The sequence below is a fragment of the Xanthomonas sp. NCPPB 4467 genome, from assembly GCF_041475665.2.
Classification (GTDB): domain Bacteria; phylum Pseudomonadota; class Gammaproteobacteria; order Xanthomonadales; family Xanthomonadaceae; genus Xanthomonas; species Xanthomonas dyei.
In genome coordinates, this window is record NZ_CM191260.1 from 3305377 (window position 1) to 3330640 (window position 25264).

The following is a 25264-nucleotide window of genomic DNA, read 5'->3' on the forward strand; positions in this document are numbered from 1 at the left end:
TCGGGATTGACTGACACTCAGCCTTCGCGCAGGCGCGCAATCACCGGTTCAACGTGCGCATTGCGCTGCAGTGCCATGCCGGCTTCGACCAGCGCCTGTGTCAGCATCTGCGGGGTATCGGCACGCAGCGTTGCGTGGCCCACCTTGCGACCATCGCGCGATTGCTTGCCGTAGTCGTGCCAATGCCCGCCGGGCACTGCCAGAAATGCCGCAGCGTCCGGCATCGTACCCAACCAGTTGAGCATGCACGCATGACCGCGCATCGCGGTGCTGCCCAACGGCAACCCGAGCACGGCACGCACATGATTTTCGAACTGCGAGGTCTCCGCGCCTTCGATGGTCCAATGGCCGGAGTTGTGCACGCGCGGGGCGATCTCGTTGGCCAGCAGCTCGCCATCGCGTACGAATAGTTCAAGGGCGAACACGCCCACGTAGTCCAGCCTGTCGGCAATCGCGCGTGCATGCGCATCCGCTGTCGCCTGCAATGTCGCGTCCACGCTGGCGGGCGCAAGACTGGCTGCCAGCACACCATCGACATGCCAGTTTTCGGTCAACGGCCATGCACGGAATTCGCCATCGCGGCCACGCACGGCCACCACGCTGACCTCGCGTTGGAATGGTACGAAGGCTTCAAGAATCAGTCCGACCTTGGCGGCCTGCGCGCCGAGCGCAGTCCATGCGGCATCCGCATCGGCAAGCGTCTTGATGCGGAACTGGCCCTTGCCGTCGTAGCCGAAGCGGCGCGTCTTGAGGACGCACGGCGCACCGATGCGCGCCAATGCGGCGTCAAGCCCGGCGCGGTCGTCGATGGCAGCGAACTCCGGCACCGGAATACCGAGCTCGCGGAACAAGGTTTTTTCGCTCAGCCGGTCCTGCGCCACCGCCAGGGCATCCGGGCGCGGAAACACCGGCACCTGCGCGGCAAGTTGCTGCGCGCTGGCCGCGGGCACGTTTTCGAAATCGAAGGTGACCACATCCACCTGTGCGGCGAACGCAGCGAGCGCGGCAGCATCGTCGAACGCGCCCACCTGCAGCGGTGCCACCTGCCCTGCGCAGGCATCGGCCGCCGGGTCGAACATGGCAAACCGCAGCCCAAGCGGTGCGCCCGCCAGCACCAGCATGCGCGCCAACTGGCCGCCCCCCAGAATGCCGACGGTGGTCATTGGCGCGGGTCGTCGCTGGCCATCACATCATCGGTCTGCTTGGCACGGAACTGCGCCAGTGCCTGGCCGATCTGCGCCTGCTCCGGTGCCAGCATCGCAGCCGCGAACAACGCCGCATTGGCGGCGCCGGCATTGCCGATCGCAAACGTCGCCACCGGGATGCCGGCCGGCATTTGCACGATCGACAGCAGCGAATCCATGCCGTTGAGCGCCTTGGACTGCACCGGCACACCCAGCACCGGCACCGCCGTCTTGGCCGCCAGCATGCCCGGCAGGTGCGCCGCACCGCCGGCACCGGCAATGATCGCGCGCAACCCACGCGCGCTCGCCTGCTCGGCGTAGGTGAACAGCACATCGGGCGTACGATGCGCCGACACCACCTTGACTTCGTACGGCACGCCCAGCGCATCGAGCTTCTGAGCTGCGTGTTGCATGGTCTCCCAATCCGAACGGGAGCCCATCACGATGCCGACCAGCGGCGCGGAGTGGTTGGAGGTCATGGCCCTGCCCTGCGGTAAAGACGTATTCTAGCCAATCTCCACGCAAGACAAGACTTCGATGGATCGCAAACTGCTCGACCTGCTGTGCTCGCCCGACACCCGCCAGCCACTCTCGCTGCTGGACGGCAAAGGCCTGGAAGCACTCAACACCGCCATCGCCGCCGGAAACCTGCAACGCGCCGACGGTACCGCGCAAAGCCAGCCGCTGCGCGAGGCATTGATCACCCGCGACCGCAAGCAGATCTTCCGCGTCGACGACGGCATTCCGGTACTGCTGGCCGAAGAAGCCATCGGCACCGCCCAGATCACCGACTTTCCCGACAAGTGAATTCGTCCGTGCGCACCGTGCCGGAGGCGCCGCCTGCCGCGTTGGTCGACGCCGATGTGGCGCGCGCGCTGGCCGAAGACATCGGCACTGGCGATGTGACTGCCGCGCTGCTGCCCGATCAAGCCGACAGTGCGTATCTGTTGTGCAAGCAGGATGCGGTGATTGCCGGCCGGCCCTGGTTCGATGCCACGCATCGCGCGCTCGACCCGCAGGTACGCATCGACTGGCACGTGCACGAAGGCCAGCACGTCAGCGCCGGTACGGTGCTGGCCATCCTGCAAGGTCGCAGCCGCAGCCTGGTCAGTGCCGAACGTACCTCGCTCAACTTTCTGCAGACGCTTTCGGCCACGGCTACCACCACCGCGGCGTATGTGGCCGCAGTCGCCGGCACCGGCGCCCGCATCCTGGACACGCGCAAGACGCTGCCGGGCCTGCGCATGGCGCAGAAATACGCAGTGCGCTGCGGCGGCGGCGACAATCACCGCATCGGCCTGTTCGACACGGTGATGCTCAAGGAAAACCACATCCGCGCCGCAGGCTCGTTAAGTGCAGCCGTGCAGGCCGCACGTGCCCAGCAACCGCAGCTACCGCTGGTGGTGGAGGTGGAAACGCTGGCGCAGCTGCGCGAGGCATTGCAGGTGGGCTGCACGCGTATCCTCATCGACGACTTCGATCCGGCGATGCGCCGCGACGCCGTGCGTATCGTCGCCGCGTTGCCGGTGGATCAGCGTATCCCGCTGGAAGTCTCCGGCAGCGTCGACCTGGCCAGCATCCGCGCAATTGCGCAGGACGGCGTGGATTGCATTTCCATCGGCGGGCTCACCAAGCATGTGCTGGCGGTGGATCTATCGCTCAAACTGGGCCCGGCCCCGCGCTGATTTCACGCGTGCGCGCAGTCTGCTCTGTCAGCCTGCTGCGATTGATTTAGTTCAGGATGTTCGATGATCGTAAGACCCTGGCCGTGGATGTGCCTGCTGCTTGCAGGATTGGGAGGCGGCGCTGCGGCTGCGGAAGTGTGCGATATGCCACCGCGCTTCGGCACCAGTCCTGCGGCCATCGCCATCGTGCGCTCGGCCTGTAACGAGCATCGCCTGTGGCAATACCCGTTTATCGATGCCAAAGGGCGCCTTGCCAGCCTGGGCGTGACCGAAGCCGAATCAAGCTATCTTGCCGACGATGGCGTCGTGGCCTGGCAGCGCGTCGCAGGCTATTGGCGCGACAGCGGCACGCTCGCCTCGATGGGCGGACGTCCCGGCGCATCGAGCTGCGCCGCACTGGATGGCACCCGCTACACCGCCAGCGACTGTCGCGCCTTTCTTGTCGACAATCCGTGGTCGGCCGCTTTCATTTCATGGGTGATGACGCAAGCGAGACTGAGCGGATTCCACCGCTCCGCACGTCATCTTGATTACATCCGCAGCGCGTATAACGACGGCGCCACCGGCCCTTATCAGTTCGCCGACCCTGCACTGGAAAAACCCGCACCCGGCGATCTGCTGTGCCTGCTGCGCGGGCGCAGCGTGACGCTCGGCTACGCAGGGTTGAAGGCCGCCCTGGGCGGCAGCGCACCGATGCCATGGCAATCGCACTGCGATGTGGTGGTGGCTGCCAATGTCGGCGGCGATCGCACGCTGTATCTAATCGGCGGCAACGTGTTCAACACCGTGATGATGCGCAAGATGCCGCTGGACCGCGCCGGCCGCGTGGTATTGCCGACGCCGCAGTCCGACAGCGCGCAAGATCAGAATGAAGACAGCCTTGGTGTCGCCAGCGAATGTACGCCGGCACACGAAGAACTGTGCGACTTCAACCGACGCGACTGGGCCGCGCTGCTGAAGCTGCGTCCCGACGCAGCAATGCTGGCGCCGCCAACCGAGCCACTGCCTGCGCCCACCGCACCGCCTGCCGAGCAGACGATGCCTCCAGGTTTCCCGCGTGTGGTGCCGCCGCGCCCAGAAACGCAGCCGGCGCCGACCCAGCAGCCCGGGTGAGGAAAGATTCAACGGCCCTCTCCCTGCGGGAGCAGGGCTGGGGTGAGGGTACCGGGCGAAGCCCTGGTGTCGTTTCAACTGCATGATGCTGCGCCCGTGCCCTCATCCGCCCCTTCGGGGTACCTTCTCCCAAGGGGAGAAGGAACAGACACGTGGCGCCACGCTCTAGCCCCTCTCTCTGCGGGATAGGGGTTGGAGGAGCGAAGCCATGGTGCTGCCTCAACTGCAACAGGCTGCGCCCGACCCCTCATCCGGCCGTTCGGGGCACCTTCTCCCAAGGGGAGAAGGAACAAGGCATGGATCATTCCGAACCGACAACGAAAAAGCGGGCCGAAGCCCGCTTTTTCGTGACGCATCAACCAGCAGCGATTACTCGGCCGACGGCGGGACGCCCTCGCCTTCTTCCACTGCCTTGATCGACAGACGGATACGGCCCTGCTTGTCCACTTCCAGTACCTTCACGCGGACCAGATCGCCTTCCTTCAGCTTGTCGCCGACCTTCTCCACGCGCTCGCTGGAAATCTGCGAGACGTGCACCAGGCCGTCCTTGCCCGGCAGGATGGTGACGAACGCACCGAAGTCCATGATCTTGGCGACCTTGCCTTCGTAGATACGGCCCGGCTCCACGTCCGAGGTGATCTGCTCGATGCGCGACTTCGCAGCTTGCGCAGCGATGGCGTTGACCGAGGCGATGATGATCGTGCCGTCGTCCTGGATGTCGATCTGCGTACCGGTTTCCTTGGTGATCGCCTGGATGGTCGAACCACCCTTGCCGATCACTTCGCGGATCTTGTCCGGATGGATCTTGATGGTCAGCAGACGCGGCGCGTAGTCGCTCAGTTCCAGACGCGGGGTGGTCAGTGCGTGCGCCATCTCGCCGAGGATATGCAGACGGCCGGCCTTGGCCTGCTGCAATGCCTGCTTCATGATCTCTTCGGTGATGCCTTCGATCTTGATGTCCATCTGCAACGCGGACACGCCTTCGGCAGTACCGGCCACCTTGAAGTCCATGTCGCCCAGGTGATCTTCGTCACCCAGGATGTCCGACAGCACCACGAAGCGGTCGTTTTCCTTGACCAGGCCCATGGCGATGCCCGCGACCGGCGCCTTGATCGGCACGCCCGCATCCATCAGCGCCAGCGAGCTGCCGCAGACCGATGCCATCGACGAGGAACCATTGGACTCGGTGATTTCCGAGACCACGCGGATGGTGTACGGGAATTCTTCCAGGCTCGGCATCACGGCGAGCACGCCACGCTTGGCCAGACGGCCATGACCGATTTCGCGACGCTTCGGCGCACCGAACCGACCGCACTCGCCCACCGAATACGGAGGAAAGTTGTAATGGAACAGGAAGTTTTCTTTGTACTCGCCGCTGACCGCGTCGATCACCTGGCCATCGCGAGCAGTGCCCAGCGTGGTGACCACGATCGCCTGCGTCTCGCCGCGGGTGAACAGCGCAGAGCCGTGGGTACGCGGCAACACGCCGGCCTGCACCGCGATCGGACGCACGGTATCCAGCGCACGACCATCGATACGCACCTTGGTGTCGAGCACCGAGTCGCGCATGGTGTGGTATTCCAGCTCGCCGAATTCCTTCGACAGCTCGGCGGTGCTCCAGCCCTCGGAGGCGACGCGGCCGGCCAGCGATTCCATCACGTCTTTTTTGATCGCCGAAATGGCGTCGCGACGCTGCAGCTTGTCGCGCACCTGGAAGGCGCTCGCCAGCTGCGTGCCAACGGCTTCCTTCAGCGCGTTGATCAGCGCGGTGTTCTTGGCAGGCGCAACCCAGGTGCTGGGCTTGGTGCCGGCTTCGACGGTCAGCTCGTTGATCGCGTTGATGACTTTCTGCAGTTCGCGATGACCGAAGGTCACTGCGCCCAGCATCACTTCTTCGGACAACAGCTCGGCTTCCGACTCCACCATCAGCACCGCATTGGCGGTACCGGCAACCACCAGCTCCAGCTGCGAATCCTTCAGCTCGGCGATGGTCGGGTTGAGGATGTACTCACCGTTCTTGTAGCCCACCTTGGCGGCGCCGATCGGGCCGTTGAAGGGGGTACCGGCCAGCGACAGTGCAGCCGATGCACCGATCAGCGCGGCGATATCGCCGTCGATGTCCGGGTTCATCGACATCACGGTCGCGATGATCTGTACTTCGTTCTTGTAGTCCTCCGGGAACAGCGGACGGATCGGACGGTCGATCAGGCGCGAGATCAACGTTTCCTTCTCGGTCGCACGTCCTTCGCGCTTGAAGAAGCCGCCCGGGATGCGGCCGCCGGCATAGAACTTCTCCTGATAATCGACCGTCAGGGGGAAGAAGTCCTGCCCTTCGCGCGCGGTTTTTGCGGCGACGGCGGTGACCAGCAGTACGGTGTCGTCCATCTTGACGATGACGGCACCGCTCGCCTGGCGAGCGACTTCGCCCGTCTCCAGGGTGACGGTGTGCTTGCCGTACTGGAAGGTTTTGGTGATTTTTGCCACGGAGGTTTTTTCCTTAGGTGTAACTGTCTTCGTTGGACCGTCGTCGACCCATGCCGAGAACGGGCGGCCGGGAGGCTCCGGCCCATGAACTTGGGACTGCGATGACGCGTTTGCGAACGACCAAAACAAAACCGCGGCGCATCGCTGCGCCGCGGCGGTAGGACTCGATTAGCGGCGCAGGCCGAGCTTCTCGATCAACGACTTATAGCGCTCGTTGTCCTTCTTCTTCAGGTAGTCGAGCAGGCTGCGGCGACGGTTGACCATCTGCAGCAGACCGCGACGGCTGTGGTGATCCTTCTTGTGGGTCTTGAAGTGACCGCTCAGCAGCTCGATGCGTGCGGTCAGCAGAGCGACCTGCACTTCCGGCGAACCGGTGTCCTGGGCGCTGCGCTTGTTGTCTTCAATGACTTTCTGGGTGTCGACAGACATTATGTTTTCTCGATAGATGCGTGGTCGACAGAAACGTGCATGACGCACCGTCGGACTCGCCGTTTGCTAGGGATGCGCGCGCTTGGCGCGGAGGTGCCACGATCGGGGCCGCGAAATTGTACCGTTGCATGGCGCCGGGAACAAGTTGACTAGACCTTAACAACCCGGAGTCTCGTTCAGTCCATTGAACAAGCGCTGCGGCGACAGCCGACCGTCAGCGTCAACAAGGCCAAGGCCTGACGGGCTTCCATCCGGGCCGAAAACGGCGACGTGACCGGCCGGAAATGCCGGATCGCGCAAGCGTTGCCCCATCCGGAAGCGGGTCGCATGGGCCTGGTCGAGGGTGATCTGCGCAAAATCGGCCAGCCCGGCCTGGATCGGCAGCAGCAGATCTTCCGCCCGCGTGCCAGATTCCAATGCTGCGCTCAACGCTTCCAGGGTCATCATCTGTGGCGATCGGAACGGTTCTACCCAGAGCCGGCGCAGCGAGGCGATATGCGCGCCGCAGCCGAGTGCTTCGCCCAGATCGCGGGCCAGGCTGCGGATGTAGGTGCCGGAGCCACAGGTCACGCGCAACTGCAGACGCGACGCGTGGTAGCCGATCAACTCGATCGCGTGCACCTCGACCTCGCGCACCGGCGCCTCGATCACGTCGCCCCGGCGCGCCTTGGCATACAGCGGCTCCCCGCCCTGCTTGAGCGCGGAATAGATCGGAGCCTGCTGCTGGATACGGCCAATCAACGGCGCCAAGGCGGCGCGTAGCGCGTCTTCGGTCAGCGCAGGCACCGCACGCTCGCGCAGCGGTTCACCGTCTGCATCGTCGGTATCGGTGGTGACGCCCAGTACCACCTCGGCGTCGTACGCCTTGGCCGAGCCGAGCAGCAAGCCGGCGATCTTGGTCGCCTCGCCCAGGCACAACGGCAGCAAGCCGGTGGCCAGCGGATCCAGGCTGCCGGTGTGGCCGCCTTTTTCCGCCCGCAACAGACGGCGCGCGGCCTGCAATGCGTTGTTGGAACTGAGCCCAGCCGGCTTATCCAGCAACAGGATGCCGTGCAGCGGGCGATAGACGATGCGGGGTTTCAAAAGATCGGTGCTCGAATCGGGCGCTGTGCGCGTCCGCGGGAATCCAGGGGGCGCGGCCATCTCGCCCAGCCGACACAGCGCTTAGCGCTGCTCGGTGTCTTCGTCGCTGGACGTGGCCTGCGGACCGACATCGTCCAGGTCACGCAGCAGGTTATCGATACGCTCGCCACGGTCGACCGAGTCGTCGTAGTGAAAGTGCAGCTCGGGCACGTGACGCAGCTTCATCGCGCGCGCCAACTGCGTGCGCAGCTGTCCGGCGATTTCCTTGAGTCCCTTGACCGCTTCGGCCGAACGCTCCTGCTGCAGTGCGGTGACGAACACCTTGGCGTGCGCCAGATCGCGGCTGATTTCGACATCGGAAACGCTGACCGACGGCAAGCCGTGGTCGCGCACGGCCGCGTGCACGATCGTGCCGAGGTCGCGACGCACCTGCGCAGAAACGCGATCGGTGCGATGGAATGATTTGGTTGGCATGGTCGTGGACCTGGTTGATTCGGAGGGCCAGATGGCACCGAAGCCAAAAACGAACGCGGGCGGCCATGCCGCCCTCGCCTTGCAGAACTTGCGGACACCATCGCCTGTCTGGAAGACCGGAGCCCGCAGGCCCCGGTAGCCATTACAGCGTGCGGGCAACCTCGATACGCTCGAAGCACTCGATCTGATCGCCAGGCTTGACGTCGTTGTAAGCCTTCACGCCGATACCGCACTCGGTACCGTTGCGCACTTCGTCGACGTTTTCCTTGAAGCGACGCAGCGATTCGAGCTCGCCCTCGAACACCACGACGCTGTCGCGGAGCACGCGGATCGGCTTGCTGCGCTTCACCACGCCTTCGATGATCATGCAGCCTGCAACCGCACCGAACTTCGAGCTGCGGAACACGTCGCGGACCTGCGCAATACCGATGATCTCTTCGCGGATTTCCACGCCGAGCAGACCGGACGCCACCTGCTTCACCTGATCGATCACGTCATAGATGATCGAGAAGTAACGCAGATCGATACCGTTGGACTCGACGATCTTGCGCGCCGATGCATCCGCACGCACGTTGAAGCCGATCATCGTGGCCTTGGACGCCGCTGCCGAATTCGCATCCGACTCGGTGATGCCGCCCACGCCGGAATGGATCACGTTGATGCGGATGTCGTCGTTGGACAATGCCACCAGCGACTGCTTGAGCGCTTCCACCGAACCCTGCACGTCGGCCTTGATCACCAGGTTCAATACCTGCTGGCCTTCGCCCTTGCCCATCTGGGCCAGGATGTCTTCCATGCGGTTGGTTGCCGAGGCGACCAAACGCGACTCGCGGCGCTTGGTTTCGCGCTGCTGTGCCACGTCCTTGGCCAGACGCTCGTCGTCGACGACCACGAAGTCATCGCCCGCTTCCGGCACGCCGGACAGGCCGAGCACCTGCACCGGAATCGACGGGCCCGCCGAGGCCGGCTGATGGCCGGTTTCGTCGAACAGCGCACGCACGCGGCCGTACTGAATACCGCACACCAGATAGTCGCCACGCTTCAGCGCGCCCTGCTGCACCAGCACCGTCGCGACCGGGCCGCGGCCCTTGTCCAGCGAGGATTCGATCACGGTACCACTGGCGCGGCCATCGGCCACCGCCTTGAGTTCCAGCACTTCGGCCTGCAGCGAAATCGCATCCAGCAGCGTGTCCACACCGGTACCGACCTTGGCCGACACTTCGATGAACTGGGTATCGCCGCCGAAATCTTCGGCCACCACGTTTTCGGCCAGCAATTCGTTCTTGACCCGCAGCGGATCAGCGCCGGCCTTGTCGATCTTGTTGACCGCCACGATCAACGGAACGCCTGCCGCCCTGGCATGCGCAACCGCTTCCTTGGTCTGCGGCATGACGCCGTCGTCGGCCGCAACCACCAGCACCACGATGTCGGTGATCTTGGCGCCGCGCGCACGCATCGAGGTAAACGCGGCATGGCCGGGCGTATCCAGGAAGCTGATGACGCCACGGCCGGTTTCGACGTGGTACGCACCGATGTGCTGAGTGATGCCGCCAGCTTCGCCGGAAGCGATCTTGGTGCGACGGATGTAGTCCAGCAGCGAGGTCTTGCCGTGATCGACGTGACCCATGATGGTCACGACCGGCGGACGCGAGGTGGTCTCGCCCTGCGCGTCTTCGGAATGCGCCAGCAGCGCATCTTCGAAGTCGGCATTGTCCGCACGCACTGCCTTGTGGCCGAGTTCTTCGGTCACCAGTGCAGCGGTGTCGTGATCGATGCTCTGGGTAATGGTCGCCATGACGCCCATCTTGAACAGCGCCTTGACCACGTCGCCGCCCTTGAGCGCAAGCTTCTGCGCCAGATCGGCCACGGTGATGGTCTCGCCGATCGCCACTTCACGCACCACCGGTGCAGTCGGACGCTCGAACCCGTGCGGGCCGCTGTTGCTCTGGTTGCTGCCACGACCACCATCATTGCCGCGACGCGACGACGACGAACCCGGACGACCGGTCGGCTTGCCACGCACATTGGAACGACGCGCGCGATCGGCGGCCGACAGATGCAGCTGACCGGCAAAGCGCTTGGTCGCATCGTCGTCTTCGACGCCAGCCACCATGACGTGCGAACCGCGCGTCTTGTGCTTGGCGGCGTTGTTGCGATCATCCGGACGTGCCGGCGTCGCCGGACGCGAGGCAGGCGAGGCGCCAGCCGGACGAGACGGACGCGGTGCCGACGACGGCGAAGATGGTGCACGCGCAGCAGGCGCCGACGACGGCGTCGGCGCAGCGGCAACCGGGGCCGGCGCACTGGCAGCCGCAGCGGCTTCCTCGGCAGCCTTGCGCTCGGCTTCTACACGGTCTTTTGCGGCCTGCTCTTCGTCGCGCTTGCGCTGAATCGCTTCATCGCGCACACGGTCGCTCTCGGCCAGGGCCTGCTGCTCGTCGAGATTGCGCTGACGCGATGCAGCGAGCTTGGCCAGGATGTCGGCGCGCTCTTCGTCCGGCGTCATCGGCACGGCGCGGCCGCTGCCTTCGTTCTCGGACTTTACGTACGTCCGCTTCTGCCGCACTTCCACGTTGACCGTGGTCTTGGTGCGGCCGGCGCTGACCGTGACTTCTTGCAGCTTGCGCCGATTGAGCGTGATCTTCTTGGCTGCTTCGCTCGCCGCTTCGGCGGGCGTCTCGGCCTTGCCATGCGTGCGACGCAGGAAGCCAAGCAGTTTCATCTTCTCGGTGCTGGTCACGACCTGGTCGGGACCGCTGAACTTCATTCCGGCCTCGGCCAGTTGAACCAGCAGTTTATCGACCGGCGTGTTGACCAGTTCGGCAAGCTTGCGGATGGTGGTTTGCTGCGACATTCGGATCCTATGATCTGGTTGGCGCCCCCTCGCCCAGAGCAAGGGAAACGCTGATTCTAAGCCCTGATGGGGTCAGGGCGCGGTTCATTGCCGGCTCATTCGCCGCGCTCCAAACGGGCGATCTCCTCGGCGCGGGCCGCCAGGATCAGCGCCGAGGCGCGCTCCTGGGTCATGCCCTCAATGCCGAAGTCGACGATCTCGTCCGCTGCCAGGTCGGACAAGTCCTCGCTGGTGCGCACGCCGTGCTCGGCCAGAGCAAAGGCCGTTTCCTCGTCCATCCCCTCCAGCGCCAGCAGGTCCTCGGTGGGCTGAGTTCCTTCCAGTCCTTCTTCCTCGGCCAGCGCGGCGTTGAGCAACGCATCGCGGGCACGGGCACGCAGTTCTTCGACGATGTCTTCGTCGAAACCTTCCACCGCCAGCAGTTCACCGACCGGGACGTAAGCGATTTCTTCGACCGTGTTGAAGCCTTCGGACACCAGGATGGCGGAGATTTCCTCGTCCACTTCCAGGCGATCCATGAACAGCTGGCGCGCCGCCGCCTGTTCAGCCTCGGACTTGGCGGCCACCTGGTCGGCGGTCATCACGTTGAGCTGCCAGCCGGTCAGGCGACTGGCCAGACGCACGTTCTGGCCGCCCTTGCCGATCGCCTGCGCCAGGCGGTCTTCTGCCACGGCCAGGTCCATCGAATGCTTGTCTTCATCGACGATGATCGACTGCACTTCGGCAGGCGCCATCGCGTTGATCACGAAGTTGGCCGGGTTCTCGTTCCACAACACGATGTCCACGCGCTCGCCATTGAGCTCGTTGGACACCGCCTGCACGCGCGAACCGCGCATACCGATACAGGCACCGATCGGATCGGTGCGGGTGTCGTGCGCAATCACCGCGATCTTGGCGCGGTCGCCCGGGTCACGTGCGCAGGCCTTGATCTCGACCAGGCCCTGGCCCACTTCCGGCACTTCGAGCTTGAACAGCTCGATCATGAATTCCGGTGCGGCGCGGCTGATGAACAACTGCGGGCCGCGCGGCTCGGAGCGCACTTCGGCCAGATAACCGCGCACGCGGTCGCCCGGGCGCAGCACGTCGCGCGGAATGCCCTTGTCCTTCGGAATGAAGGCTTCGGCATTGCCGCCCAGATCGACAAAGATGTTGCCGCGCTCGGCACGCTTGACCACACCGGTGATCAGCTCGCCCACGCGGTCCTTCCATGCATCGACCACCTGCTGACGCTCGGCTTCGCGCACACGCTGCACGATTACCTGCTTGGCAGCCTGCGCGGCGATGCGGCCGAAATCCGGGTTTTCGATCTGCTCTTCGATGTAGTCGCCCACATCTACGCCGTCGGCTTCGTCGATGGCGTCCATCAGACGCACCTGGCGATCCGGCGACTCCATCACCACGTCGTCGGCCACCACTTCCCAACGGCGGAAGGTTTCGTAGTTACCGTCCTTGTGGTCGATGGTCACGCGCGTCAACACGTCCTGGTCGGGATAGCGCTTCTTCGCTGCGGAAGCCAGCGCGGCCTCGATCGCATCGAAGATCACTTCGCGCGGCACGCCTTTTTCATTGGCCACCGCATCCACTACCAGCAAAAGTTCCTTGCTCATTTAGTCACTCCGCGCGCGGCTTGCCAGCCGCCGACTCGTTGGATGGTTTCTTCTTGTCGTGCCCGGGTTTTTTCGGGCCGGGCTTATTCGGTTTTTGCGGCGCCAGGCCCAAGGCGACCCAATCCGGCAGGATGCGCGCCTTGTCGATATTGTCGAAGCCGATCTGTACGTCCTTGCCGTCGACCGAAAACACCACGGCGGCAGCTTCCGGCTCGGTGCGCAGGATCTGACCCTGGAAGCGGCGCCGACCATCCTGCGCAAGCTTCAACACGATCTTTGCGGACTCGCCGGCATGGCGCGCGAATTGTTCGAGGGTGAACAAGGGACGGTCCACACCCGGCGAGGACACTTCCAGGGTGTAGTTGCCACTGATCGGGTCTTCGACGTCGAGCTGGGCCGACACTTCGCGGCTCACGCGCTCGCAGTCGTCGACGTTGATCACGCGCTCGGGCTGTTCGGCCAGCGGCACATCGATGTAAAGGCGCAACGTGGCGCCACCTGGCGCGGGAAGATACTCCACGCCCAGCAGTTCCAAGCCCAGGGACTCAACCGTTGGACTCAGCAGATTCGCGATTTCGGTCGCTTTTTCGCTCACAGACTGCCCTGATCAAATGATTGCCAGTAGAACCCCGGCAACCGGCAGCAAACTTTCCGGTTCCGGAAAAAACAAGGGGCCCGATGGGCCCCTTGCGTGAAAAAAGCCCGACCTCTCAGGGTCGGCGTAAAGACGGGAACATGCGTCCTTACGATCCAAGAAGTTGAATCACTGCGATAAAGCGGTAATTCGAAACTTGGTAGCGGGGGCAGGATTTGAACCTGCGACCTTCGGGTTATGAGCCCGACGAGCTGCCAGACTGCTCCACCCCGCAGCAGAAGCGGAATTATGAAGAACTTGAGCGGCAATTGCAAGCCCTAAGTTTTTCATCTGCTGGACACTTTGGCGAGTGTCCAACGTCGCGGCGAATGATAACCGCAATGCAACAAAAACGAAACACCAATTACAACTTTATTTCAGATCCGCGCCATCCGCATGCAAGCAGGTATCGCGATGAACGCGACACCCGCGCGACACGCTTACGCGAGACCAGCAAACGCACGCTGGCACCACACCATGATCGGGCTCCAGGCCAGACCCAGCGCCAGCAACGCGAGTGCGTTGACGCCCAGCACCGTGCCCAGGACGCGATCGTTGTTGGCAGGCAGCGGCTCACCCACCGGCTCGTCGAAGTACATGACCTTGATGACACGCAGGTAGTAGTACGCACCGATCACCGCGCACAGCACACCCACCAGCGCCAGCCACAGCATGTCGCCCTTCACCGCCGCACCCAGCACGGCCAACTTGGTCCAGAAGCCGAGGAACGGCGGAATGCCCGCGAGCGACGCCATGATGCACAGCACCAACCCGGCCATCCACGGATTGCGCGCGTTGAGGCCCTTGAAGTCGTCGATGTTCTCGGCTTCGAAGCCATTGCGCGACAACGCGATGATCGCGCCGAACGAGGCGGTCGACATGATGGTGTAGCTCACGGCATAGAACATCGCAGCCGCATAGCCTTCTTCGCCGCCACCGGCCACGCCCATCAGCAGGAAGCCGATGTGCGAGACCGTGGAATACGCAAGCATGCGCTTGAGATTGCTCTGCGCGATGGCCATCAGGTTGCCGATGACCAGCGACAGTGCCGACAGGCCGCCAATCAGCAGATGCCACTGCGGCGACAACGGACCCATGCCCACTTCCAGCAGGCGGTAGGTCATGCCGAAGGCAGCCAGCTTCGGTGCCGAGCTGATAAACAACGCGATCGGTGCCGGTGCGCCCTGATAGACATCGGGCAGCCACATATGGAACGGCGCGGCGCCCAGCTTGAATGCCACGCCGGCGATCATGAAGATGGTGCCGGTCAGCAGCAATGTGCGCTCGCCCGAGCCTTCGATCGCCTCATGAATGCCAGCCAGACTCAAGGTACCGGTGGCGCCATAGACCAGCGACATGCCGTACAGCAGTAGACCCGACGCCAACGAACCCAGCACGAAATACTTCATCGCCGCTTCGGTGGCCAGGCCGTTGTCGCGGTTGGACGCAACCAGCGCGTACGAACACAGCGCCAACAGTTCCAGGCCCAGATAGACCATCAACAGGCTGCCGGCCGACGCCAGCAGCATCATGCCGGCGGTGGCGAACAACACCAGTACCGGGATTTCGCCCTGATAGAGATTGCGCTCGCGCAGGTAGGTCCAGCCGTAGACCAGGCTCAACCCGCTGACGAGCACGATCACGGTCTTCATCACGTCCGCCGCGGTATCGCGCACGAACATGCCGTTGAAAATCTCGCCCTGCCCGCCCGTACCGGTCGCCAACAGCGCAAACACCACGGCGAGAACGGCGATGGAGAACAAGTGGGTCCAGACCTTGTTCCGCTGGCTCATGAACAGGTCGAGCATCAGCAGTGCGAAGGCGCCGCCGATCAGCACCAGCTCCGGAACAAGCGGAGCCAGGTCAGCGGTGGTCAACGGCGCGAGCGTTGGCGTGGTCATCATCAAATCCTGAGAATCAAAACGTACGGCAAGCGGTCACAGCTTGCTCGCGGCGATCTGGGTAGCCAGCTTGGCGATCGATGGTTCCATCAGATCGGTCAGTGGCTTCGGATACAGGCCCAGGGCCAGCACGCCAGCAGCGAACACCCCCAGCACGAAAGCCTCGCGGCCATTGATGTCCTTCAGCTCGGCCACATGGGCATTGGCCACCTCGCCGAAGAACACGCGCTTGTAGAGCCACAGTGTGTAGGCGGCCGTGATCACCAAGGTCGTGGCGGCAGCGAAGGCAACCAATGGATGCTTCTGGAAGCTGGCCAGGATCACCATGAACTCACCGACGAAACCACTGGTACCCGGCAGACCGGCATTGGCCATGAAAAACAGCATGGCAAAAGTGGCAAACCACGGCATCACGTTGACCACGCCGCCGTAATCGGCGATGCGGCGGGTGTGCATGCGGTCGTACAACACACCGATGCAGGAGAACATTGCGCCTGACACGAAGCCGTGCGAAATCATCTGCACCATTGCGCCCTGCAAACCGAGGCGTGCAGCGTCGGTGCTGCCGTACTCGCGCACCAGGGTGAAGGCGATGAAGGTGCCGAGGGTAACGAAGCCCATGTGCGCGATGGACGAATACGCCACCAGCTTCTTCATATCGTCCTGCACCAACGCCACCAGGCCGACGTAGATCACTGCGATCAGCGACAGCGTGATCACCAGCCACGCAAACTCATGGCTGGCATCGGGAACGATCGGCAGGTTGAAACGCAGGAAACCATAACCGCCGATCTTCAGTGCGATCGCCGCCAGGATCACCGAACCGGCGGTCGGTGCTTCGACGTGGGCGTCCGGCAACCAGGTATGCACCGGGAACATCGGCACCTTGACCGCAAAGGCGATCAGGAATGCGAAGAAGATCCAGGTCTGCTCCTTGGCGGTCAGCTGCAGCGCATACAGGTCGGCGAGCTGGAAGCTACCGCCCTTGAGGTACAGGTAGACCAGACCCACCAGCATCAGCACCGAGCCGAGGAAGGTGTAGAGGAAGAACTTCATCGCCGCATAGATACGCCGCGGACCGCCCCAGACACCGATGATCAGAAACATCGGGATCAGCATGGCTTCGAAGAAGACATAGAACAGCATGGCGTCGGTGGCAGCGAAGATACCGACGGTGACACCTTCCAGAATGAGGAACGCGGCGACGTACTGATTGACGCGCTTGTCGATCGAGCGCCAGGCGCCGATCAGCGCCAGCACCGTCACCAATGTGGTGAGCACGATCAACGCGACCGCGATGCCATCCACGCCCAGGTTGTAGCCGATGTTGTAGGCCGGGATCCAGGCATGCAGTTCGATGAACTGCATCGCGTCATTGGCGGTGTCGTAGCCCAACAGCGGCAGACTCAGCACAAAGGTCGCCACCGCCACCGCCAAGGACGCCCAGCGGGCAGTCTCGGCGTTGCGCAACGCAAGGATCAGGGCGCCACCGATAATCGGCAGCCAGATCAAGATAGACAGTAAAGGCCAGTTCGACACGTTTTCTTATTCCGTACAGGTCAACGCCAGAAATGCATCAGTACCGCCAACAAGGCGATCAAACCGATGATCATTGCGAAGGCGTAGTGATAGAGGAAACCGGATTGCGTGCGACGCAGCAGATTTGCAGCCAGGTCGATCAGTCGGGCAGAACCATTGACGACCACGCCGTCGACCACATGGGAGTCGATTGCGCGTGACGCCTTGCCAAGGACAACACCGCCACCGGCGAAGCCATTGATCCACAGCTTGTCGAAGCCGTACTTGTTTTCCAGCAACCACACGATCGGCGCGAACGCCTTGCGGGACTTGGTCGCCAGGTCGGGCTTCCACAGATAGAACAGCGCGGCGAGCAACAGACCGGCGACCGTCAGGAAGAACGGCGCCGCCATCATGCCGTGCAACGCGAACGCGACCGGGCCGTGGAATTCTTCGGCCAGCGCACCGACGGTATCGCGCGCCGGGTCGTAGAAGTCGACGATGCCGGTGAAGAACGACACGGCCTGCCCCTTGAGCGCATGCGCCGCGTGGTGGCCCTGCCAATCGGTACCGAACAACATCGGACCGATGGTGAAGAAACCGATCGCCACCGACGGAATCGCCAGCAGGATCAGCGGCAAGGTCACCACCCACTTGGACTCGTGCGGCTCATGCGCTCCGTGGTGCCCATGACCGTGATCGTCGTGACCATGGCTGTCATGCGCATGCGCATCGTGCGCGTGGCTGTCGTGATGTGTATGCGCATCGTGCGCATGAGCATCGCGAAAACGCTCCTTGCCGTGGAAGGTCAGGAACAGCAGACGGAAGCTGTAGAAGCTGGTGACCAGCACGCCACCGAGCACGGACCAGTAGCCGTAGGTCGCGATCCAGCTATGCGATTCGTGCGCGTGGTGCGCAGCGGCTTCGATGATGGTGTCCTTCGAGTAGAAACCCGAAAAGAACGGCGTACCGACCAGTGCCAGCGTACCGATCACGCTGGTCCAGTAGGTCACCTTCATGTACTTGCGCAGGCCGCCCATCTTGCGCATGTCCTGCTCGTGGTGCATGCCGATGATGACCGAGCCCGCCGCCAGGAACAGCAGCGCCTTGAAAAAGGCATGCGTCATCAGGTGGAACACGGCGGCCGAATAGGCCGACACGCCCAGCGCCACGGTCATGTAACCGAGCTGGGACAGCGTCGAGTACGCGACCACGCGCTTGATGTCGTTCTGCACGATGCCGATCAGGCCGGTGAAGAAGGCCGTGGTCGCACCGATGAACAGGATGAAGTTGAGCGCGGTTTCCGACAGTTCGAACAGCGGCGACATGCGCGCCACCATGAAGATGCCGGCGGTGACCATCGTTGCAGCGTGGATCAATGCCGAGATCGGGGTTGGGCCTTCCATCGAGTCAGGCAGCCACACATGCAGCGGCACCTGCGCCGACTTGCCCATCGCGCCGATGAACAGACAGATGCAGATCAGCGTCATCACGCTCCACTCGTGGCCCGCGAACAGCTGTACCTTGGCACCGGCCATGGTGGTGGCGTTGGCAAACACGGTGGCGTAATCCAGCGAGCCGAACCACAACAAAACGCCGGCAATGCCAAGGATGAAGCCGAAGTCGCCGACGCGGTTGACCAGGAACGCCTTCATGTTGGCGAACACGGCAGTCGGGCGCTTGAACCAGAAGCCGATCAGCAGGTACGACACCAGACCCACCGCTTCCCAGCCGAAGAACAGCTGCAGGAAGTTGTTGCTCATCACCAGCGTCAGCATGGAGAAGGTAAACAACGAGATGTAGCTGAAGAAGCGCTGGTAGCCGGGGTCTTCTTCCATGTAGCCGATGGTGTAGATGTGCACCAGCAGCGACACGAAGGTCACCACCACCATCATCATCGCGGTCAGGCGATCGACCATGAAGCCGACATGCGCGGAGTAGTTGCCGACATCGAAGAAGGTGTACAGGTTCTGGTTGAACGGGCTGGCGCCCTGCTCCACCAACTGATACAGGGTCAGGCACGACAGCACGCAGCTGACCGCCACACCGAGGATGGTGACGTACTGGGCACCCTTGCGCCCTACCTGGCGACCGAACAGGCCGGCGATGATGCTGCCGACCAGCGGTGCAAGCACCACCGCAATCAACAGACTCTTGGAGAGAGTGATTTCCATCTACAGGTCAGCCCTTCAACGTGTCGACTTCGGCCACATTGATCGTGCGGCGCGTACGGAACAGAGTCACCAGGATCGCAAGACCGATGGCGGCCTCCGCGGCGGCAACGGTCAGGATGAAGAACACGAACAACTGACCGGCCGTGTCGCCGAGCTCGCGCGAGAACGCGATGAAGTTGACGTTGACCGACAGCAGCATCAACTCGATCGACATCAGCAACACGATGACGTTCTTGCGGTTGAGGAAGATGCCGGCCAGGGAGATGCAGAACAGCACCGCACCCAGTCCAAGCAGGTGGCCCAAGGTAATCAAGACTTCGCCTCCTGTCCGTCGGCCGCATCGACGCGCGGCGCAGCCTGTACTGGCTTTTCGACTGCCATCTTGACCATGCGCAGACGATCGCCCGCCTTCACGCGCGACTGCTCGCTGGCATTCTGAAGTTTGATGCCGGTACGCTTGCGCAAGGTCAGCATCACTGCGGCCACCACGGCCACGGTCAGAATCACGGCGGCAAATTCGAACGGCAGCAGGAACTCGGTATACAGACTCTTGGCCAGCCAGGTCAGGTTCGAACTGTCGGCTGCCTGCGCGGCGGCATTGTCGACCGGGAACGGTGTGGCAGTGCGCGCCTTGACCCCGATCAAGGTGACCATCTGCGCCAGCATGGCCACCGCAACGATCACGCCCAACGGCATGTATTTGACCCAGCCCTCGCGCAGCCGGCTGGTGTCGATGTCCAGCATCATCACCACGAACAGGAACAGCACCATCACCGCGCCGACGTAGACCAGCACCAGTGTGACGCCGAGGAACTCGGCACCGACCAGCAACCAGATGCAGGCCATCGAAAAGAAGGTGAGGATCAGGCATAACACGGCATACACCGGGTTACGCACGCTGATCACCGCACCGGCGGACACCACCGCGATTGCGGAGAAGGCGTAAAAAGCAATAGAGACCCAGTCCATCATGACCTCAACGGAAGGCGGCATCGGCAGCGCGACGCTCGGCGATCTCGGCTTCTAGCCGGTCTCCGATCGCCAGCAGCTGCGGCTTGTTGACAATATTCTCGCCACGCTTCTCGAAGTGGTACTCGAGGATGTGCGTCTCGACGATCGAGTCCACCGGGCAGCTTTCTTCGCAGAAGCCACAGAAGATGCACTTGAACAGATCGATGTCGTAACGCGTGGTACGGCGCGAGCCGTCCTCGCGCTTGGCCGAGTCGATGGTGATCGCCAACGCCGGGCACACCGCCTCGCACAGCTTGCAGGCGATGCAACGCTCTTCGCCATTGGGATAGCGACGCAGCGCATGCAAGCCACGGAAACGCGGCGACTGCGGAAACTTCTCCATCGGGTACAGCACGGTGTACTTGGGCTTGAACGTGTATTTCAACGTCAGCCACAGGCCTGCGAGCAGTTCGAGCAGGAGCAAGCTCTTGAAGTAATGGGTGATCTTGTTCATCAGTTACACGCCCTTCTGGATCACGCCGTAAAACACCATCAACGCCGTCACTGCGATCCATACGATCGTAAGCGGAATAAACACCTTCCAACCCAGACGCATGATCTGGTCGTAGCGATAACGCGGGAAGCTGGCACGGAACCAGATGTAGGCGCTGGCGAAGAAGAACACCTTCATCAGCAGCCACGGCCAACCGCCGGTCCACACCCAATTGACCCACGGCGAGATATCCGCTGTGACCCAACCCTGGATCGGGCTCAACCAGCCACCGAGGAAGAAGATCGAGATCAGGAAGCTGACCAGGATCATGTTGGCGTATTCGGCCAGGAAGAACAGTGCGAATGCACCGCCCGAGTATTCCACCATGTGGCCGGCGACGATTTCCGATTCGCCTTCCACCACGTCGAACGGCGCGCGGTTGGTTTCGGCAACGCCGGACACCCAGTACACGATGAACAGCGGGAACAGCGGAATCAGGAACCAGTCGAAGAAGCCCGAATTACCGCCCTGTGCCAACACGATCTGGCTCAGGTTGACGCTGCCGGAAGCGATCATCACGCCGACCAACGCAAAACCCATCGCAATTTCGTAGCTGACGACCTGCGCGGCAGAGCGCATCGCGCCCAGAAACGCGTATTTGGAGTTGGATGCCCAGCCGGCCAGGATGATGCCGTACACGCCCAGCGAGGTCATCGCCAGCAGATACAGCAAACCGACATTGGCATTGGACAGCACCAGCTGCGCATCGAACGGCACCACTGACCACGCCGCGAATGCAGGCGCCAGCGTCAACAGCGGCGCGATGATGAACATCGCCTTGTGCGAGCTGCTGGGCTGCAGGATCTCCTTGAACAGGAGCTTGAACACGTCGGCGAAGGCCTGAAAGATGCCCATGCCCACGTACATGGGCCCGTGACGCACGTGCATCCAGCCGATCAGCTTGCGCTCCCAAACCACGTAGAAGGCCACCGAGACGATCACCGGCACGGCGATCAACAGGATCTTCAACACGGTCCACAGCAGGATGCCGCCATCGCCCAGCCCGAGAAACCACTGGTGCAGGGGGTCGACCACGTTCAACAGCAATTCGTTCATGCAGCCACCACCGTTACGCGACCGGCACCAAGCGGCGCGGTTGCGCCATGGCCGGATTCAATCCACACCGTCCCCGGTGCAACGCGCTTGTCGAGCACCACCGGCAACGTCGCCTTACCCGCGTCGGTGCCGACCTTGACCATCTGGCCGTCGCCAATCTGCAACTGGGCAGCCTGCTCCGGATGCATCGCGACACACGGCGCGATGTTGAGCGGATGCGACTGCAGCGCAGCGGCGCGACGCACCACCGCATCGGTGCGGTAGATCGCAGCGGTCGCCGCGACTTCCAGCCCGTCGCTTGCCACCTGCGGCTGAGCCGAGGCCACCGGGCGCACATCGCGATTCTGCATGCCGGCACGCAGGCCGACCAGATCGATGAACTCGAAACCGGCCAGACCCAGCTCGCCACCCAGCGCACGCAGCACACGCCAGCCTTCGCGCGCTTCGACCGGCAAGCGGCCTGCGGCACGCGCCGTCTGCACGCGACCGTCGAGATTGGTCAACGAGGCATCGATTTCCGGCAATGCACCGATCGGCAGGATCACATCGGCCACATCGCGCGTTGAAGCGCAGGCGAACTGACTGAAGGCAACGACCTTGGCACCGGCCAGCGCGCTGCGGGCAGCGGCCGCGTCGGCAAAATCCAGGCCGGGCTCGATGCCGTACAACACATACGCCTGACGCGGCTGCGCCAGCATGCTGGCTACATCACGCGCGGTGGGCAACACACCTTGCGACACCAGACCCATCGCGTTCGCACCCTGCGGGATACGGCACAGCGAGGCGCCCGTTGCGGCAGCAAAGTCGCGTGCAGCAGCACGCAGTGCCGCCGCCTGCGGATGATTTTCAGCCAGTGCACCAACCACGATCACGGCGCGCGTTGCGCCCTTGACCGCATCGCGTAGCGCGGCGTCGTCAAGTGCGCTTGCCAGCTGCGAAGGCGCGACCACGGTACGGCTGGCCTGGGTAAAGGCGAAATCGAAATCGACCGGGTTGACCGAATGGATCTGCGTGCGGTTCTGGATGTGCGCCTTGCGCAGACGTGCATGCAGCAACGGCAGCTCGTGACGCACGTTGGTGCCGAACAGCACCACCACGTCAGCCTGCTCGATCTCGGCCAGCGGCGTTGCAAAGACTTCGGCAACCGCAGCGTCGGAGAAATCCCGATTGAGCAGACGGTGATCCAGATTGCCGCTGCCGAGGCCTTCGGCCAGACGTGCCAGCAGCGCACCTTCCTCGTTCGAAGTGGACGGATGCACCAGCACGCCAAGCTGATCGCCGGCGTTGTCACGCAGGATCTGGGTCGCAGCGGCCAGACCTTCGGTCCAGCTCACTTCGGTCCACTCGCCGTTGACCTTCTTCAGCGGCTTGCCCGCGCGGTCTTCGGCGTACAGACCCTGATGCGAATAACGGTCGCGATCGGACAGCCAGCATTCGTTGACTGCTTCATTCTCGCGCGGCACGGTGCGCAGCACTTCGCCACGACGCACGTGCAGGAACAGGTTCGAGCCCATCGCATCGTGGTAACCCAGCGATTCACGCGCCATCAATTCCCACGGACGTGCGCGGAACTGGAACACCTTGTTGGTCAACGCGCCCACCGGGCAGACGTCGATGACGTTGCCGGAAATTTCGGTGGTCAGCGGCTTGCCGTCGTAGGTGCCGATCTGCAGGTTTTCACCGCGGTACATGCCACCCAGCTCGTAGGTGCCGGCGATGTCTGCAGTGAAGCGCACGCAGCGGGTGCACTGGATGCAGCGGGTCATTTCGGTGGCGACCAGCGGACCGATATCCTCGTCCGGCACCACGCGCTTGCGCTCGTTGAAGCGGCTCACCGACCGGCCGTAGCCGAGCGAGACGTCCTGCAACTCGCACTCGCCGCCCTGATCGCAGATCGGGCAGTCCAGCGGGTGATTGATCAGCAAAAATTCCATCACGCTGCGCTGGTACTTCAGCGCCTTTTCGCTACGCGTGGCGATCTTCATGCCATCCATCACCGGCGTTGCGCAGGCCGGCGACGGCTTGGGCGACTTTTCGACATCCACCAGACACATGCGGCAGTTGGCGGCGATCGGCAGCTTCTCGTGATAGCAGAAGCGCGGGATGGGAATGCCGGCCTTGTCGGCGGCCTGGATGATCATCGAGCCCTTCGGCACGACCAGACTCTGCCCGTCGATTTCGACGGTGACATGATCCGGCGGCACGTTCGGGTTCACTGGTTGGGCGCTCATGCGGCCACTCCGACGTGCGTGTCGACGATCGAACGACCGTTGACGATGTAGTACTCGAACTCGTCCCAGAACTGGCGCAGGAAGCCTTGAATCGGCCATGCTGCCGCTTCACCGAACGCGCAGATGGTGTGTCCTTCGATCTGGCCGGCCACGGTACGCAGCTGGTGCAGGTCTTCCATCGTGGCCTTGCCGGCGACGATGCGCTCGAGCACGCGGTGCATCCAGCCGGTGCCTTCGCGGCACGGGGTGCACTGGCCACACGATTCCTTGTGGAAGAACTGCGAGATGCGGCAGGCAAAACGCACGCAGCACACGCTGTCGTCCAGCACCACGATGGCGCCCGATCCCAGACCGGTGCCCAGCGCACGCAAGGTGTCGTAATCCATCTGCAGACCAGCGACCTGATCGGCCTTCAGCACCGGCATCGACACGCCACCAGGTACCACGCCCTTGAGGGTGCGGCCTGGACGCAGGCCACCGGCCATTTCCAGCAGTTCGTCGAAGGTGGTGCCGAGCGGCACTTCGAAGTTGCCGCCCTTCTGCACGCAGCCGGACACCGAAAAGATCTTCGGGCCGCCGTTCTTGGTTTTGCTCAACCCCAGGAACCACTCCGGGCCGTTGCGAATGATCGCCGGCACCGACGCGTAGGTCTCGGTGTTGTTGATGGTGGTCGGCTTGCCGTACAGGCCGAAATTCGCCGGGAACGGCGGCTTGTAGCGCGGCTGGCCTTTCTTGCCTTCCAGCGATTCCATCAGTGCGGTTTCTTCGCCGCAGATGTAGGCGCCAGCACCCAGCGCACCGTAGATATCGATATCCACGCCGCTGCCGAGAATGTTCTTGCCCAGCCAGCCGTTGGCATACGCATCGGCCAACGCCAGTTCGAAGTTTTCGAACGGTTCGTGGTGGAACTCGCCACGCAGGTAGTTGTAGCCCACGGTCGAGCCGGTGGCGTAGCAGGCGATCGCCATGCCCTCCACCACCGAATGCGGGTTGTAGCGGAGGATGTCGCGGTCCTTGCAGGTTCCCGGCTCGGATTCGTCCGAGTTGCACAGGATGTACTTCTGCATATTCCCCTTGGGCATGAACGACCACTTCAGACCGGTCGGGAAACCCGCGCCGCCACGGCCGCGCAGATTCGATGCCTTGACCATCTCGATGACGTCGGCCGGCGCGATCTTCTCTTCGAGGATCTTGCGCAGCGCGGCGTAGCCACCGGTCTTGAGGTAGCTCTCGTACGACCACGGCGTGTCGTAATGCAGGGTCGTATAGACGACCTGATGCGGCAACGGCGCCGGACCGACCGGACCTGTAGGTGCGTGATGATGTGCCATGT

The 25264-nt window shown here is 63.1% G+C and carries 21 protein-coding genes and 1 tRNA gene; 3 read left to right on the forward strand and 19 right to left on the reverse strand.

Going from position 1 to position 25264, the window contains the following annotated elements; all coding sequences use genetic code 11:
• Positions 1 to 17 precede the first annotated feature (17 nt).
• Together ACCQ06_RS14540 and purE are read right to left on the reverse strand one after the other, a co-directional pair.
• Positions 18 to 1163: a 5-(carboxyamino)imidazole ribonucleotide synthase gene (locus ACCQ06_RS14540; RefSeq protein ID WP_316686612.1), complete on the reverse strand. Its 1146-nt coding sequence runs from the start codon at positions 1161 to 1163 to the stop codon at positions 18 to 20.
• The gene (gene purE, locus ACCQ06_RS14545; protein ID WP_316686613.1) at positions 1160 to 1663 is read right to left on the reverse strand and encodes a 5-(carboxyamino)imidazole ribonucleotide mutase; all 504 of its coding nucleotides are present in this window, start codon (positions 1661 to 1663) and stop codon (positions 1160 to 1162) included. The genes ACCQ06_RS14540 and purE overlap by 4 nt, the downstream gene beginning before the upstream one ends.
• Positions 1664 to 1721: 58 nt before the next feature.
• Here purE and ACCQ06_RS14550 point away from each other — a divergent pair, with 58 nt between their 5' ends.
• From ACCQ06_RS14550 to ACCQ06_RS14560, 3 genes are all read left to right on the forward strand, one after another.
• A complete protein-coding gene (locus ACCQ06_RS14550; protein WP_055850108.1) occupies positions 1722 to 1991 on the forward strand; it encodes a Trm112 family protein in 270 nt (89 codons plus the stop codon).
• Positions 1988 to 2869: a carboxylating nicotinate-nucleotide diphosphorylase gene (nadC, locus tag ACCQ06_RS14555; protein ID WP_228323029.1), complete on the forward strand. Its 882-nt coding sequence runs from the start codon at positions 1988 to 1990 to the stop codon at positions 2867 to 2869. The genes ACCQ06_RS14550 and nadC overlap by 4 nt, the downstream gene beginning before the upstream one ends.
• 63 nt (positions 2870 to 2932) lie before the next feature.
• Positions 2933 to 3982, forward strand: coding sequence for a DUF2272 domain-containing protein (locus ACCQ06_RS14560; RefSeq protein WP_316686614.1), 1050 nt, complete (start codon positions 2933 to 2935; stop codon positions 3980 to 3982).
• Between the two features lie 369 nt (positions 3983 to 4351).
• Here ACCQ06_RS14560 and pnp read toward each other — a convergent pair whose 3' ends face one another.
• The 17 genes from pnp to nuoF all read right to left on the reverse strand — a co-directional run bounded on the left by pnp (position 4352) and on the right by nuoF (position 25262).
• Entirely contained in the window at positions 4352 to 6466 is a 2115-nt protein-coding gene (gene pnp, locus ACCQ06_RS14565) for a polyribonucleotide nucleotidyltransferase (RefSeq protein ID WP_104615916.1), read from the reverse strand.
• A 168-nt stretch (positions 6467 to 6634) separates the two neighbouring features.
• Positions 6635 to 6895 carry a 30S ribosomal protein S15 gene (gene rpsO / locus ACCQ06_RS14570; RefSeq protein WP_055850100.1) on the reverse strand — a complete coding sequence of 87 codons (261 nt, stop codon included), beginning with the start codon at positions 6893 to 6895 and terminating at the stop codon, positions 6635 to 6637.
• A 156-nt stretch (positions 6896 to 7051) separates the two neighbouring features.
• Entirely contained in the window at positions 7052 to 7978 is a 927-nt protein-coding gene (gene truB, locus ACCQ06_RS14575) for a tRNA pseudouridine(55) synthase TruB (protein WP_316686616.1), read from the reverse strand.
• Positions 7979 to 8059: 81 nt separating this feature from the next.
• Positions 8060 to 8452, reverse strand: coding sequence for a 30S ribosome-binding factor RbfA (gene rbfA / locus ACCQ06_RS14580; RefSeq protein ID WP_104615914.1), 393 nt, complete (start codon positions 8450 to 8452; stop codon positions 8060 to 8062).
• A 142-nt stretch (positions 8453 to 8594) separates the two neighbouring features.
• A complete protein-coding gene (gene infB / locus ACCQ06_RS14585) occupies positions 8595 to 11306 on the reverse strand; it encodes a translation initiation factor IF-2 (RefSeq protein ID WP_316686619.1) in 2712 nt (903 codons plus the stop codon).
• 95 nt (positions 11307 to 11401) lie between these two features.
• The gene (gene nusA / locus ACCQ06_RS14590) at positions 11402 to 12913 is read right to left on the reverse strand and encodes a transcription termination factor NusA (protein WP_316686622.1); all 1512 of its coding nucleotides are present in this window, start codon (positions 12911 to 12913) and stop codon (positions 11402 to 11404) included.
• 4 nt (positions 12914 to 12917) lie between these two features.
• A complete protein-coding gene (gene rimP / locus ACCQ06_RS14595) occupies positions 12918 to 13508 on the reverse strand; it encodes a ribosome maturation factor RimP (protein WP_104615911.1) in 591 nt (196 codons plus the stop codon).
• 197 nt (positions 13509 to 13705) lie between these two features.
• Positions 13706 to 13782 (reverse strand) — tRNA-Met (locus tag ACCQ06_RS14600).
• A 205-nt stretch (positions 13783 to 13987) separates the two neighbouring features.
• Positions 13988 to 15448: an NADH-quinone oxidoreductase subunit NuoN gene (gene nuoN, locus ACCQ06_RS14605; RefSeq protein WP_228323033.1), complete on the reverse strand. Its 1461-nt coding sequence runs from the start codon at positions 15446 to 15448 to the stop codon at positions 13988 to 13990.
• 36 nt (positions 15449 to 15484) lie between these two features.
• The gene (locus tag ACCQ06_RS14610; RefSeq protein ID WP_046963947.1) at positions 15485 to 16987 is read right to left on the reverse strand and encodes an NADH-quinone oxidoreductase subunit M; all 1503 of its coding nucleotides are present in this window, start codon (positions 16985 to 16987) and stop codon (positions 15485 to 15487) included.
• 20 nt (positions 16988 to 17007) lie between these two features.
• Positions 17008 to 19140: an NADH-quinone oxidoreductase subunit L gene (nuoL, locus tag ACCQ06_RS14615; protein ID WP_228323034.1), complete on the reverse strand. Its 2133-nt coding sequence runs from the start codon at positions 19138 to 19140 to the stop codon at positions 17008 to 17010.
• A gap of 7 nt (positions 19141 to 19147) precedes the next feature.
• Complete coding sequence (nuoK, locus tag ACCQ06_RS14620) at positions 19148 to 19453, reverse strand: NADH-quinone oxidoreductase subunit NuoK (RefSeq protein WP_005914274.1); 306 nt, start codon at positions 19451 to 19453, stop codon at positions 19148 to 19150.
• A complete protein-coding gene (locus tag ACCQ06_RS14625) occupies positions 19450 to 20112 on the reverse strand; it encodes an NADH-quinone oxidoreductase subunit J (protein ID WP_211287690.1) in 663 nt (220 codons plus the stop codon). The genes nuoK and ACCQ06_RS14625 overlap by 4 nt, the downstream gene beginning before the upstream one ends.
• Positions 20113 to 20116: 4 nt before the next feature.
• Positions 20117 to 20605, reverse strand: a complete 489-nt coding sequence (gene nuoI / locus ACCQ06_RS14630; RefSeq protein ID WP_104615908.1) for an NADH-quinone oxidoreductase subunit NuoI — start codon at positions 20603 to 20605, stop codon at positions 20117 to 20119.
• A 3-nt stretch (positions 20606 to 20608) separates the two neighbouring features.
• Positions 20609 to 21700, reverse strand: coding sequence for an NADH-quinone oxidoreductase subunit NuoH (nuoH, locus tag ACCQ06_RS14635; RefSeq protein ID WP_316686793.1), 1092 nt, complete (start codon positions 21698 to 21700; stop codon positions 20609 to 20611).
• Positions 21697 to 23931 carry an NADH-quinone oxidoreductase subunit NuoG gene (gene nuoG / locus ACCQ06_RS14640; RefSeq protein ID WP_316686794.1) on the reverse strand — a complete coding sequence of 745 codons (2235 nt, stop codon included), beginning with the start codon at positions 23929 to 23931 and terminating at the stop codon, positions 21697 to 21699. Before nuoG ends, nuoH begins: the two co-directional genes overlap by 4 nt.
• A complete protein-coding gene (gene nuoF / locus ACCQ06_RS14645) occupies positions 23928 to 25262 on the reverse strand; it encodes an NADH-quinone oxidoreductase subunit NuoF (protein ID WP_104615905.1) in 1335 nt (444 codons plus the stop codon). Before nuoF ends, nuoG begins: the two co-directional genes overlap by 4 nt.
• Between the last annotated feature and the right edge of the window lie 2 nt (positions 25263 to 25264).